Source organism: Kribbella swartbergensis (genome assembly GCF_054784135.1).
In genome coordinates this window covers 54,612-67,807 of the sequence record NZ_BAAGPM010000015.1, presented here as the reverse complement: position 1 = coordinate 67,807, position 13,196 = coordinate 54,612, and the positions used below count along the sequence as shown (strand labels likewise).

At 70.2% G+C, this 13,196-nt stretch carries 10 protein-coding genes; 3 read left to right on the top strand and 7 right to left on the bottom strand.

What is annotated here, in order from left to right; all coding sequences use genetic code 11:
* Positions 1 to 3: 3 nt before the first annotated feature.
* From ACYVOK_RS11170 to ACYVOK_RS11155, 4 genes are all read right to left on the bottom strand, one after another.
* Entirely contained in the window at positions 4 to 1,800 is a 1,797-nt protein-coding gene (locus tag ACYVOK_RS11170) for an FAD-binding protein (RefSeq protein WP_460662253.1), read from the bottom strand.
* Complete coding sequence (locus ACYVOK_RS11165) at positions 1,797 to 2,519, bottom strand: VIT1/CCC1 transporter family protein (protein WP_460662252.1); 723 nt, start codon at positions 2,517 to 2,519, stop codon at positions 1,797 to 1,799. Before ACYVOK_RS11165 ends, ACYVOK_RS11170 begins: the two co-directional genes overlap by 4 nt.
* 64 nt (positions 2,520 to 2,583) lie before the next feature.
* Positions 2,584 to 5,091: an aconitate hydratase AcnA gene (gene acnA / locus ACYVOK_RS11160; RefSeq protein WP_460662251.1), complete on the bottom strand. Its 2,508-nt coding sequence runs from the start codon at positions 5,089 to 5,091 to the stop codon at positions 2,584 to 2,586.
* Positions 5,088 to 6,155, bottom strand: coding sequence for an isocitrate/isopropylmalate dehydrogenase family protein (locus ACYVOK_RS11155; RefSeq protein WP_460662250.1), 1,068 nt, complete (start codon positions 6,153 to 6,155; stop codon positions 5,088 to 5,090). Before ACYVOK_RS11155 ends, acnA begins: the two co-directional genes overlap by 4 nt.
* A gap of 149 nt (positions 6,156 to 6,304) precedes the next feature.
* On the opposite strand from ACYVOK_RS11155, the gene ACYVOK_RS11150 reads away from it, so the two are divergent.
* Both ACYVOK_RS11150 and ACYVOK_RS11145 read left to right on the top strand, forming a co-directional pair.
* A complete protein-coding gene (locus tag ACYVOK_RS11150) occupies positions 6,305 to 7,018 on the top strand; it encodes a GntR family transcriptional regulator (protein ID WP_460662249.1) in 714 nt (237 codons plus the stop codon).
* Positions 7,015 to 8,019 carry a GDSL-type esterase/lipase family protein gene (locus ACYVOK_RS11145; RefSeq protein WP_460662248.1) on the top strand — a complete coding sequence of 335 codons (1,005 nt, stop codon included), beginning with the start codon at positions 7,015 to 7,017 and terminating at the stop codon, positions 8,017 to 8,019. The genes ACYVOK_RS11150 and ACYVOK_RS11145 overlap by 4 nt, the downstream gene beginning before the upstream one ends.
* 2 nt (positions 8,020 to 8,021) lie before the next feature.
* On the opposite strand, the gene ACYVOK_RS11140 is transcribed toward ACYVOK_RS11145, so the two are convergent.
* Positions 8,022 to 11,018 (bottom strand): glycine--tRNA ligase, encoded by a 2,997-nt coding sequence (locus ACYVOK_RS11140; RefSeq protein WP_460662336.1) that lies wholly within the window; start codon positions 11,016 to 11,018, stop codon positions 8,022 to 8,024.
* A 97-nt stretch (positions 11,019 to 11,115) separates the two neighbouring features.
* On the opposite strand from ACYVOK_RS11140, the gene ACYVOK_RS11135 reads away from it, so the two are divergent.
* Positions 11,116 to 12,384, top strand: coding sequence for an RNA polymerase sigma factor (locus ACYVOK_RS11135; RefSeq protein WP_460662247.1), 1,269 nt, complete (start codon positions 11,116 to 11,118; stop codon positions 12,382 to 12,384).
* Positions 12,385 to 12,393: 9 nt separating this feature from the next.
* On the opposite strand, the gene ACYVOK_RS11130 is transcribed toward ACYVOK_RS11135, so the two are convergent.
* Together ACYVOK_RS11130 and ACYVOK_RS11125 are read right to left on the bottom strand one after the other, a co-directional pair.
* Positions 12,394 to 12,696: a DUF3618 domain-containing protein gene (locus ACYVOK_RS11130; protein ID WP_460662246.1), complete on the bottom strand. Its 303-nt coding sequence runs from the start codon at positions 12,694 to 12,696 to the stop codon at positions 12,394 to 12,396.
* Positions 12,693 to 13,139 carry a phage holin family protein gene (locus ACYVOK_RS11125; RefSeq protein ID WP_460662245.1) on the bottom strand — a complete coding sequence of 149 codons (447 nt, stop codon included), beginning with the start codon at positions 13,137 to 13,139 and terminating at the stop codon, positions 12,693 to 12,695. Before ACYVOK_RS11125 ends, ACYVOK_RS11130 begins: the two co-directional genes overlap by 4 nt.
* Positions 13,140 to 13,196 lie beyond the last annotated feature (57 nt).

The following is a 13,196-nucleotide window of genomic DNA, read 5'->3' as shown; positions in this document are numbered from 1 at the left end:
AGGTTATCCGGCCTCTCGCACACTCACACGATTCCGCAGTCCTTCGACCAAGTGGGGCATCACCTCCCGCCAGTCCGCGACCAGGCCGACGTCGCAGTGCGCGAACACCTCCGCGGCCGGGTCGGTGTTGATGGCCAGGACCGTGCCGGCGCGGCTCGCCCCGGCCAGGTGGTTCAGGTTGCCGGACAGGCCGACCGCGACGTACATCCGCGGCGCGACGCTGCGGCCGGTGATGCCGAGCTGGCGTCCGTGCGGCAGCCAGCCTTCGTCGGTGACCTTCCGGGTCGCGGCCAACTCGGCGCCGAGGAGCGCGCGGAGCGGCTCGAGTTCGGCGTAGCTGTCGGGTGCCACGCCACGGCCGACTCCGATCACCACGTCCGCCCGGTCGAGGGCGTCTCCTTCGCTTCCGGTACGACGCTCTGCCCGGCGTACCGCTGGATCGTCGGCCACGGGCAGCGTGTGTTCGTCGAGGGGACGATCGGCGCGTGGGGTGCGGAGGGGCAGCAAGCCGGTGCGGATGGTCGCGATCTGCGGCGAGCCGTGGCTGATGATCTCGGCCAGGGTGCCGCCGCCCGACGGTTTCCGGCCGGCCAGCCGGGTGCCGCTGATGCTCAGGCTGATCAGGTCGGACATCAACCCGGCACCGGTCGCCACGGCGAGCCGCGCCAGCACTTCCCGCTCCCACGGCAACGCGGCCCCGAGCACAGCCCACGGCTCCCGATCCGCCATCCACTTCACCAAACTCTCAGCCACCGGCCGAGGCTCATCCCCCGTCAACCTCACCACCACATCCGCCCCCCACCGCGCCAGCTCGCCGCTGCTCTCCACTGTTCCTATTGCAGTAACCCCACCCCCAACCTCAGCCGCAATCTCCGCGGCCGCCCCCAGCAACGCCTGAGTCCCAGCCTCCGGGCCGGCCCCAACCAGCACCACTACTTCATCGCCGCTTTGCGAGGGTTCAGCAACAGGTTCTGTCGGCTCCGCACGGGAGGCCTCGAAGCAGCCTCGGGTGTGGAGTTCGGTTAGGGCTCGGAGGGCTTGGGTTTGGGGGTGGCCTCGGAAGATGACTGGATTTCGGGTGTGGGGGGCTGGGTGGACGGTGGCGACCTTGGTGGGGCTGCCGGGGAGGCCCCAGCGGCCTGGGATGAGGTCGGCGGTGGTGACGCGGCGGATGCGGTCCGCGGAGGGCCAGGTTTCGGCGGGGGCCTTCGCGGGCTGGCAGGAGCGTTCGGCTACCGCCACCACCGCGGGCAGTTGTACGTCGACCGTCTCGGTGCCGGTGTCGTGCTGGACGGTGGTGCGGAGGTGGATCGTCGCACCGAAGCTGTCCGGTTCGAGGGTGAGGACCGGCCCGGTGAAGGGCAGGCCGAGGAGTTCGGCGAGCATGGCGCCGACTGCTCCGGTGCTGCCGTCGACCGAGCTGGCGCCGACCAGGACGAGATCCGGCCGTTCGTCCAGCAGAGCGATCGTGGCAGCGAGAGCGCGCGCCGTCACGAGGCAGTCCGACCCGGCGAGCGCCGGATCGCTCAGGTGAAACGCGTCGTCGACACCCCACGCCAGCGCCTCGCGCAGTACGTCGGCAGCCACCGGAGGTCCCATGGTGATCGCCGTACTGCGACCGCCGGACTCCCGAGCCAGCCGGACGGCCTGAGCGACGGCCCGGCGGCACCACGGATTCAGCTCCGTGACGGCGCCGGCGCGCTCGAGCCGCCCGTCGGCGTCCAGGCGTCCGCTGTGGTCACCTTTCGGCACCTGCTTGATCAGCGCCGTGACACGCAACGGCCGCCCTCCGGCCGTCATGACAGCCCGGTACCGACAGCCAGGCCGATCACGAACGTCACCGCGGCCGACAGCCCACCGAGAAGCAGTTGCCGTCCACCGCCGTACCAGAACGGCCGCGCGGTGATCTTGCCGACGATGCCGCCGGTGACGACCAGGCCGAGCGCGCTCAGCAGCAGCGCCGGCCAGACGCTCAGCGCGCCGAAGAGGAACGGGATCAACGGGATCACCGCGCCGACGGCGAACGCCGCGAACGACGAGCCGGCCGCCAGCCACGGCGACGGCAGGTCGTGAGGGTCGACGCCGAGCTCCTCGCGGACGTGCACGTCGAGCGCGACGTCCGGGTCGGCGGTCAGTTCGCGGGCGACCTCCGCGGCGAGCTCGGGCCGCAGCCCCTTCGCCTCGTACATCATCGCGAGCTCGCGCTCTTCTTCCTCGGGGTGGATCTGCAGTTCGCGCCGCTCGACCTCGATCTCGGCCTGCATCAGCTCGGTCTGGGACGAGACCGAGGTGAATTCTCCGGACGCCATCGAGCAGGCGCCGGCGACCAGGCCGGCCAGTCCGGTGATGATCACGACCTTGCCGGTCGCGCCACCGCCGACGACTCCGGCGACCAGGGCGAAGTTCGACACCAGGCCGTCCATCACGCCGAAGGTCGCCGGTCGCAACCAGCCGCCGGTGACGTCGCGGTGGGAGTGGTGAATCTCAGAGGCTTGTACTTCCGCTGCATGCGCGGTCATGGGCTTCCTTCCGCGGGTGAGGTGAGCGTAACCTTAGTTAAAATGCATCACCTGTTACATCAGTCTACCCGTTACTTTCCTGACCTCGCAACGGTTCCTGGCGCAGCCGGTGCAGCACGTACGGCAGGACGCCGCCGTGGCGGTAGTACTCGGCCTCCCGCGGGGTGTCGAGGCGAACCCTCAGCCGGTACTCCTTGCCCGCGGACGATGCGGTGGCGAAGCCGTCGTCGCCGAGCTGGATGTCGATCGTGTCCTCGCCGGTCAGGTCGTCACCCTCCCCCGGCAGGAACTCCAGCGGCAGGATGCCGAGACCGACCAGGTTCGACCGGTGGATCCGCTCGAAGGACTGCGCCAGCACCGCCCGCACCCCGAGCAGCGCCGGTCCTTTCGCGGCCCAGTCACGCGACGATCCCGTGCCGTACTCCTTGCCGGCGACAACGACGATCGGTACGCCGGCCGCCCGGTACGCCTCGGCGGCGTCGAAGATCGACGTCAGTACGCCGTCCGGCCCGGGAGTGGTCGGCCCTTCGATGCCGTGGGCCAACTGGTTGCGCAGCCGGACGTTTCCGAAGGCACCCCGCATCATCACGAGATGGTTGCCGCGTCGAGACGCGTAGGTGTTCAGCTGGTGACGCGGCACACCTAGATCGATCAGGTAGCGACCCGCCACGCTGTCCGGCGGGATCGCACCCGCGGGCGAGATGTGGTCCGTGGTCACCGAGTCCCCGAGCCGCACCAACGCACGCGCGCCGATCAGGTCGCCAGGCGCCGGCCGTCCGTCGAAGTACGGCGGCCGCCGCAGGTACGTCGAATCACCCCAGGCGAAGGTCTCACCGCCTGGAGCGTCGAGCCGCTGCCACCGGTCGTCGCCGACGAACACATCGTCGTACGCGCCCTTGAAGAGCTCGGGTTTCAGCGTGTTGCCGATCACCGCGTCGATGTCGGCCGGCTGGGGCCAGAGGTCGGCGAGGTGGACCGGATCACCGTTCGTATCCGTGCCGAGTGGCTCGGTGAGCAGATCGATGTCCATCCGGCCGGCGAGGGCGTACGCGATCACGAGCGGCGGCGAGGCCAGGTAGTTGAGCCGCACGTCCGGCTGGATCCGGCCCTCGAAGTTGCGATTCCCGGACAGTACGGCGGCCACGGTCAGATCCCGATCCCGCACGGCGGCAGCCACGTCGTCGATGAGGGCACCGGACGCCCCGATGCACGTCATACAACCGAAGCCGACCAGGTGGAAACCCAGCTTCTCCAAGTACGGCGTGAGCCCCGCGTCGCCGAGGTAGTCCATCACCACCCGCGACCCCGGGGACAGCGTCGTCTTCACCCACGGCTTGCTGGTGAGGCCGCGTTCGACCGCGTTCCTGGCGAGCAGTCCCGCGGCGACCATGACGGCCGGGTTGGACGTGTTCGTGCAGGACGTGATCGCCGCGACGACCACAGCACCGTGTCCGGGATCCTCGAGAGTCCGCGCACCCGGTGGGAGTTCGGCCTCGACGGCTGCGCGGGCCTCGGCGAGTGACGTGCGTTGCTGCGGTCGACGCGGACCGGCGATCGACGGGACCACCGTGCTCAGGTCGATGTCGACGTACTCGTCGTACCGGATCTCGACCGCGGGGTCGTGCCACAGTCCTTGCTCGCGGGCATACGTCTCGACCAGGTCGACCTTCTCTGCCGGTCGCCCGGTGAAGAGCAGGTAGTCCAGCGTGCGCCGGTCGATCGGGAAGTACGCCGCGGTCGAGCCGAACTCCGGGCTCATGTTGGCGATCGTCGCCCGGTCGGGCACCGCCAACTCGGCCAGCGCCGGGCCGCCGAACTCGATCAGTTTGCCGACCACGCCGTGCGCGCGCAGCGTCTCGGTGATCGTCAGCACCAGATCGGTCGCCGTCGTACCGACCGGGAGTGAACCGGTTAGCCGGACGCCGACTACCTTCGGCAGCGCCATCGACACCGATTGGCCGAGCATCGCCGCCTCGGCCTCGATCCCGCCGATCCCCCAGCCGAGTACGCCCAGCCCGTTGACCATGGTGGTGTGCGAGTCCGTGCCGAGGCAGAGATCCGGGAACACCCACCCGTCGCGTTCCTCGACCACCCGGGCCAGATACTCCAGGTTGATCTGGTGCATGATCCCGGCACCCGGCGGCACGACCTTGAACTGCTTGAACGTCTGCTGCCCCCAGCGCAGGAACCGGAACCGCTCGGCGTTCCGCTCGTACTCCAGCGCCACGTTCACCTGCATCGCGTCCGGTCGTCCGAAGACGTCCGCGATCACCGAGTGGTCCACGACGAGTTCGGCCGGGATCAGTGGGTCGACCAGCGCCGGGTCCTTGCCCTGGGCCACCATCGCGTCCCGCATCGCGGCCAGATCCGCCAGTACCGGTACGCCGTTCGTGTCGTGCAGGAAGACCCGCGACGCGAACACTTCCAGCTCGCCGACCACGCCCGGCTCCCAGTTGCGCAGGGCGTCGCTCGCCGTGCCGTGCCGGAGCGCGTTCTCGAGCAGGATCCGCAAGGTGCGCGGCAGATGATCGGGGGCGATGCCGCGGAGCGGCTGGAAGCGGCGGCCGTTCATGCCGGCTCGTTGATCGACGCGACGACTGCCTCGGTGAACTCGGCCGTTCCCGCGGTGCCGCCGAGGTCGGCGGTCCGGATGCCGCGGGCGACTGTGGCCCGGAGCCCGCGATCGACCAGGACTGCTGCCTGTTTGAACGGATCGTCGCCGAGCCAGTCGAGGAGCATCGCACCGGACGCGATCATCGCGGTCGGGTTGGCCAGGTCGCGGCCGGCGATGTCCGGCGCCGAGCCGTGCGCGGCCTGCGCCATCGCGTGCTCGTGGGAGGCGTTGATCGACGGCGCGATCCCGAGCGATCCGGCCAGTTCACCGGCCAGGTCGGACAGGATGTCGCCGAACATGTTCTCGGTGACGAGAACGTCGAAGTCGGCCCCGTGCCGGACCAGGTGCACGGTCATCGCGTCGATGTGGAAGTCGTCGACCCTCACGTCCGGGTAGTCGGCGGCGATCTCGCGGCAGATGTCGCGGAAGAAGCCCGTGGTTAGGCGCAGCACGTTCGCCTTGTGCACGATGGTCAGGTGCTTGCGGCGCCGCCTCGCGAGCTCGAACGCCTGGCGGGCGATCCGCTCGATCGCGGGCCGGGTGAAGATGCCCATCGCGATCGCCACGTCGGCGGTCGGCATGTACTCGCCGGTGCCGGCATAGGTACTGCGGTCGGCGTAGAAGCCCTCGGTGTTCTCCCGTACGACGACCAGGTCGAGGCCGGGGACGACCGCAGGCGTCCCCTCGAAGGCCTTGGCCGGCCGGACGTTCGCGAACAGGTCGAAGTGTTTGCGCAGGAACCCGCTCGGGTTCAGCCGCACCCGATGATCCTCGGGGTACGACGCGCTGTCGTGCGGACCCAGCAACCAGCCGTCGAGCTGCCCCAGGGTCTCCAGCGTCACCGGCGGGAGCGCGCTGCCGTGTGTCTCGATCGCCGCGGCGCCGACCGGGAGCGGAACCCACTCGATCGGGGAGCCACCGGCAGCAGCCACCGCCGCGTCGAGGACCTGCACGGTCGCGGGGACGATCTCGGGTCCGATGCCGTCGCCGTCCAGGACGCCCAGCCTGTAGTTGTCTGCCATGGCCTTGAGTGTGAGTCGTTATAACCTTCTAGGTCAACTGCTCACCCATGGCCGTCTCATGCCTTGAAATCCGAGGATCTTTGCCACATATTCGTTATAACGGCGATGATGCGTTAGGTTGGAGCCCGGTTCGGACGAGGAGGGCGGGCGTGGCAGGGATCAACGGGGCGACCAAGGCCGAGGTCGCCTACCAGCTCGTGCGCGAGCAGGTGCTGGGCGGCGAACTGGTGCCCGGGTCGGTCATCCAGCAGGCCGAGCTGGCCAAGCAACTGGGGATCAGTACGACGCCGTTGCGGGAGGCGCTGCGCCGGTTGATGACCGAGGGGCTGGTCGAGCTGGACGCCCACCGCGACGCCCGGGTCACGCGGCTGACCGCCGAGGAGGCCCGGGACCTGGTGGAGATCCGGCGCTCGCTCGATCCGTTGGCGGCCGGCCTGGCGGCAGAACGCCGTACCAGGCAGGACCTGGAACTGATCCGGGCGACGGCGGACGAGTTGCTGCCGTTGCGGACCGATCCGGGGCCGGCCGAGTTGTCGACGCACCGGCGGTTCCATGTCGCGATCTACACCGCGTCGCACAACCAGATCCTGGTCCAGACCCTGGACGGGCTCTGGGACAAGGCCGACCGGTACCGCAGGCTTGCCCTCGAGGACGGCCGGACCGAGGAGGACCTGGACCGCACGCACGCCGAGCACCTCGCACTGGTCGACGCGATCGCGGCCGGTGACGCCGAGACGGCCGCCGCGGTCATGCTCGCCCACGTCGACGCCAGCCTCGGTGCACGCGCGGTCGCCCGCCTCACGTCCGCCGCCGCACAACCCGTCGCCCGGTCACTCCGGGGCATCCGAGGAGCACGAAGATGAGCCTGAACTCGACCGGGGCGCTGTGGACCGGGTTTCGGCATCGCGAGGTCGACGCGGACGGGTGGGCGACGTTCTGGCGGCTGGATCCGCGCGGGCACGACTTCCGGCTGATCGACTGGATCGGGAATCCGGATCGTCCCGGTCACCGGCTGTGGGAACGGGCCGCGACCCCCGCCGGCGTCCGGGGTGCCTGGCGTACGACGGCCTCGTCGGTGAGCCTGGAGATCCGCGCCGGCGTCGGGATCTACGGAGGGATCGGCCCGCTGGACGTTCTCGTCGACGGCGAACTGCACGAGCGGTGCGAGGTCCGCGAGGGCGAACAGCGTCTCGTGGTCCCACTGCCGGGGCGTTCGGTCGAGGTCGAGATCTGGCTGCCTCATTCGGGCGTGATCGCCGTCCGTGAGCTTTCGTTCGACGGCGAGGCCGAGCCGCTGGCGCCCACCGGGCCGCGGTGGGTCACCTATGGCAGCTCGGTCACGCAGTGCACCGGCGCCTACGGGCCGTCCGAGACGTGGCCGGCCCTGGTCGCGCGGTCGCACGGGTGGGATCTCGTCGCGCTCGGGTTCGCCGGTGAGTGCCACCTCGACCCGGTCGCGGCCCGCACCATCAGAGACCTCCCGGCCCGGCTGATCTCCCTGTGCCTCGGCATCAACATCTACGCCGGCGAAACCTTCAGCGGCCGGACCCTCCCCGGCCAGGTCGAGGCCTTCGTCTCCACTGTCCGCGAGGGCCACCCCAAGACTCCGCTCGTGGTCATCACGCCCCTTGTCGCACCCAACCTCGAAGGCAAACCCAACGCGGTCGGCCTCACGCTGGACGACGTACGCGCCTGTGTGGAGCTCGGCGCCCGCACCGACCCGGCCGTCCAGCTCATCGACGGTCGCACCATCCTCACTCCCGGCGAAGCCCGGGACCTGTACGCCGACGACGTACACCCTGGTCCCGACGGCTACCGCCTACTCGGTGAGCGTCTCGGAGCCCTGCTCACCCTGAACGACTGAGGTCAGCGCTCCTGGTCGGCCGGGCTGAGGCTGGTGCCGAGAGCTTGCCAATCCAGGACCGGGGCGGCCTGGGCACTGATGGTGGCCAGCAGGCCCAGCCGGGCGGCGCGGAGGTCCGGGTCGTCGGCCATCACCAGGATCTCGTCGAAGAAGGTGGTGACCGGCTCGACGAGGACGGAGGCCGCGGTGACAAAGTCGGCCAGCCCGGTCGGCGCCTGGCCGACCTTCTGGACCGCCTCGTGCAGGACGACCTCGGCCGGCTCGGTCAGCTTGCCCGCGTCGTACGACGGCTCGGTCCCCTCCGGCACGATCCGCCGTACCCGCTGAAGCACCGCGACCAGGTCGGCGAAGTCGCCGCTGCCGACCAGCTGCTGCAGGGTCGCCAGCGTCTCGTCCGCGACCGCGGGCGCAGTTGCCAACGGCAACACCGCGGCCACCTGGTGGTGATCGTCGCCGCGATCGAGCAGCTGCTGCTCGTACCGCCGTACGGTGAACTCGACGACCTCCTCGAGCGACGCCGCCGGTACGTCGATGCCCTGGGCACCGATCTCCGCGGCGGCGGCCCGCAGACCCTGCTCGAGCGTGATCCCCTTCAGCGCCGGGTGTTCGCGCAGGATCGCCACCACACCGGCGGCGGCCCGGCGCAGCGCGAACGGGTCGGAGCTGCCGGTCGGCTTCGCGCCGACCGCGAACAGGCCGGCCAGCAGGTCGAACCGGTCGGCCAGCGCGAGCAGGGCACCCGGAGTCGTCGACGGCACCGGGTCACCGGCCGACCGCGGCAGCTCCATGTCGTAGAGCGCCTGGGCGACTGCCTCGCTCTCGCCCGCGCGGCGCGCGTACTCGCGGGCCATCGTGCCGGCCAGGCTGGTCAGCTCGACGACCATCTGTGACCCGAGGTCGAACTTCGCCAGCTCGGCCGCCCGCCTCAGCGTGGTCAGATCGTCACCGTCCAGCTCCACCAGCGAGGCCAGCGACATGGCGATCCGGCCGATCCGGCCCGCCCGGTCGGCCATCGAGCCGAGCCGCTCCTCGAAGGCCAGCTTGTCCAGCTCACCCTTCATCGTCTCGAGCGGCGTCTCGAGGTCGGCCCGCCAGAAGAACGCGGCGTCCTCGTAGCGCGCCCGCAGCACCGCCTCGTTGCCTTCCCGGACCACACCCTCGTCGACCGAACCGTTGGCCACGGCAACGAAGTGCGGAAGCAGGTTGCCGTCCGCGTCACGGACCGGCAGATAGCGCTGGTGCTTGCGCATGACGGTGGTGAGGATCTCGCCCGGCAGCGTCAGGTAATCGGCGGAGAACCCGCCGAGGATCGCGGTCGGCTCCTCGACCAGGTTGACGATCTGGTCGATCAGCGCCGACTCGCCCTCGACGTCGATGGCACCGCCGACGCTCTGCGCCAGCCGCTGCGCCGCCTCGACGATCTGCGCCCGGCGGCGAGCCGGGTCGGCCTCGATCCCGTGGATCCGGAGCAGGTCCAGATACCCCTCGGCCGCGGCGATCTCCACCTGCGGCTGGGCCGCGGTCCGGTGCACCCGCGTCGTCCGGCCGGCCGCCAGGGTCGACACCGACACCGGCACCACCTGGTCGCCGAGCAGCGCGACCAGCCAGCGGATCGGTCGTGTGAACGACAGCTTGGCGTCGTTCCAGCGCATGTTCTTGTCCGAGCGCAGGCCGCTGACGATCTCGCTCAGTACGCCGCTCAGCACCTCGGCGGCGCCGCGTCCGGGGTCCGGCTTGGTCACCGCGACGTACTCGACACCGTCGACGTCGAGGTCGTGCAACTCGGTCACGTCGACACCCTGACCCCGCGCGAACCCGGCGGCGGCCTTGGTGACGTTGCCGTCGGCGTCGTACGCGGCCGACTTCCGCGGACCACGCACCACCCGCTCGGCGTCCGGCTCGCCCGCCTGCACAGCCGCGACGAAGGCGACCACGCGGCGCGGAGTCGCGTACACCGTGATGTCACCGTGGCCGAGGCGCGTCGCGGCCAGCTTCTCGGTCAACGCGGCACGAACCGCCTCGGCGGTCTTCGTGACCTCCGACGGCGGCATCTCCTCGGTGCCGATCTCGAAGGTCAGCTGCCGGGTCCCGGAGACGGCCGGGAACTCGGCCGGCGCCGGCGCCGGCGCGGGCAACTCGGCGATCCCCAGCGGGTGTTCGAGCTCGGTACGGCGTTCGGCCCACAGTTGAGCCACCTCGCGGGCCAGCGACCGCATCCGGCCGAAGGCCTTGGCGCGTTCCGTCGTACTGACCGCACCGCGGGAGTCGAGGACGTTGAAGGTGTGCGAGCAGCGCAGCACGTAGACGTGCGCCGGGACCGGGAGCCGCGCGTCGAGCATCCGGCGGGCCTCGGCGGCGTACTCCTCGAACAACCGCTTCTGGCTCTCGACATCGGCGTCGTCGAGGTAGTACCGGCTCATCTCGTACTCGGCCTGGCCGAACGCCTCGCCGTACGAGATGCCCGGCGCGTAGGCGATGTCCTTGAAGTGCGAGACGCCCTGCAGCGCCATCATGATCCGCTCGATGCCGTAGGTGATCTCCACCGACACCGGGTCCAGTGTCATGCCGCCGGCCTGCTGGAAGTAGGTGAACTGGGTGATCTCCAGGCCGTCCAGCCAGACCTCCCAGCCCAGACCCCACGAACCGGTCGCCGGGTTCGCCCAGTTGTCCTCGACGAACCGGACGTCGTGCGCGTCGATGTCGATGCCGAGCGCGGTCAGGCTGTCCAGGAACAGCTCCTGCGGGTTGCCCGGGTCCGGCTTGAGCACCACCTGGAACTGGGTGTGGGTCTGCAGGCGGTTCGGGTTCTCGCCGTACCGGCTGTCGTCGGGCCGGACACTCGGCTCGACGTACGCGACCCGCCACGGCTCCGGACCGAGCACCCGCAGGATGGTCGCCGGGTTCAGCGTTCCGGCACCGACCTCGGTGTTGAACGGCTGCACGACCATGCAGCCGCGGTCGGTCCAGTACTTGGTCAGCGCCAGCAGCGCGTCCTGCATGGTGAGCACGGCAAACCTCAAGCGTTCTTCCGAGGGGTATCGGGAGGAAGTCTATTGGTCCCGCACCGGCGGCCAGTGCCCGGACTACTATCGGCGAGTGACGGTTGTTGAGGCCCATCGGGCCGTGGACGCGGTCTGGCGGATCGAGTCGGCCCGGATCATCGCCGGCGTCGCCCGCATCGTGCGGGACGTCGGGCTGGCCGAGGAGCTGGCGCAGGACGCGCTGGTGGCGGCGCTGGAGCAGTGGCCGGAGTCCGGCGTACCGAACAATCCCGGGGCCTGGCTGATGGCGATCGCCAAACGCCGGGCGATCGACCTGATCCGGCGCAAGGAGACGTACCAGCGCAAGCTCGCCGAGATGGGCCACGAGCTCGAGATCGATAGCAATGGAGTCGAGGACAGCGTCGAAGACCAGGTGGAAGCGATCCTCGAGGACCACATCGAGGACGACCTGCTCCGGCTGCTGTTCACCGCCTGTCACCCGGTGTTGACCATGGACGCGCGGGTGACGCTGACGCTGAAGCTGCTCGGCGGCCTGAAAACCGACGAGATCGCCCGTGCGTTCCTGGCTCCGGAGGCGACGATCGCCCAGCGGGTCGTCCGGGCCAAGCGCAATCTCGCCAAGGCCGGTGTCCAGTTCGAGGTGCCGTCCGGCGACGAACTGCGGGAGCGGCTGTCGTCCGTGCTCGAGGTCATCTACTTGATCTACAACGAGGGCTACTCCGCGACCGCCGGTGACGACTGGATGCGGCCGGCGCTGTGCAACGAGGCCATGCGCCTCGGCCGCCTGCTGGCCGAACTCATGCCGGACGAACCCGAGGTCCACGGGCTGCTGGCACTGATGGAACTCCAGGCCTCCCGCGCCAACGCCCGCGTCGGGCCCGAGGGCGAACCGGTCCTGCTGCTCGACCAGGATCGCCGCCGGTGGGACCGGTTGCTGATCCGCCGGGGTCTGGAAGGACTCGACCGGGCCTGGGCACTCGACAAGCCGCCCGGCCCGTACCTCCTGCAGGCCGCGATCGCGGCCTGCCACGCCCGCGCGGCCGACCCCGAGGACACCGACTGGAGCCGGATCGCCGGCCTGTACGCCGTACTCGCGCAAGTCGCACCGTCACCGGTGGTCGAACTCAACCAGGCGGTCGCGATCTCGATGGCGTTCGGCCCGGAACGCGGGCTCGAGGCCGTGGACGCGCTCGCGGACGAGCCCTCGCTGAAGGAGTACCACCTGCTGCCGAGCGTCCGCGGCGACCTGCTGTTCAAGCTCGGCCGGCTCGACGAGGCCCGAGCCGAGTTCGAGAAGGCGGCCGCCCTCACCCGCAACGAGCGCGAACGCAGCCTCCTGCTGGAACGCGCCGCGGCCTGTTAGGTCGATGCGCTACCGCTGGCGGCCGGCCATCCAGGCCACCGCACCGACGCCGAGGGCCACCGCTCCGCCGACCGCAGCAGCCGCCTTCGGGTGACGCCGGCTCACGGCAGGCACCTGCCTGACTTTGGCGGGCATTTCCTTCATCCGGCGGCCGGCCTGTCCGGCGGACTCCTTGACCCGCCTGGGCACGTTGAGTTGCCGGGTCAGTTCCTGCACGGTGCCGGCCAGGTGCTGCCGGGTCTGCTCGAGGTCGAGGCGCAGTGCCTCGGTCTCGCTCAGCGGTTCTCGATGGGCCGCCTGCTTGGTGGTCATGCGGTGATCTTCCCTTCCGGCCGGTGACCCTTCAGTGCTTCGAGGTCCTCGTGGACGCCCTCGACCGCGCGCCGCGGGACGGGTGGTGAAGCCTGGCTGACGTGCCGCTTCCCGAGCAGTGCCGCGACCCCCGCGATCGCGAACAGCACGATCGCGACGATCAGTGCGGACAACCACGCCGGTACGGCGGTCGCGAGACCGAGGATCGCGGCGGCGATCAGAGCCCCGAGACCGTACAGCGCGACGGCGCCGGCCCCGCCGAACAAGCCGATGCCCTTACCGGCCTCTTTCCCCTTGTCCGCCAGTTCGGCCTTGGCCAGTTGCAGTTCGTCCCGGACCAGCCGGCTGACATCGCTGGTCAGCTGAGCGACCAGGGCGCCTACCGGCTCGTCCTGGCCGTGATGTCCGGCATCGTGCCGGACGGCGTCTGTACGCGTCGTCATCTCGCCTCCCGTGGGTCGGCTCATCGCCCGGTACCCAGGCCTCGCGACGCTACGCAA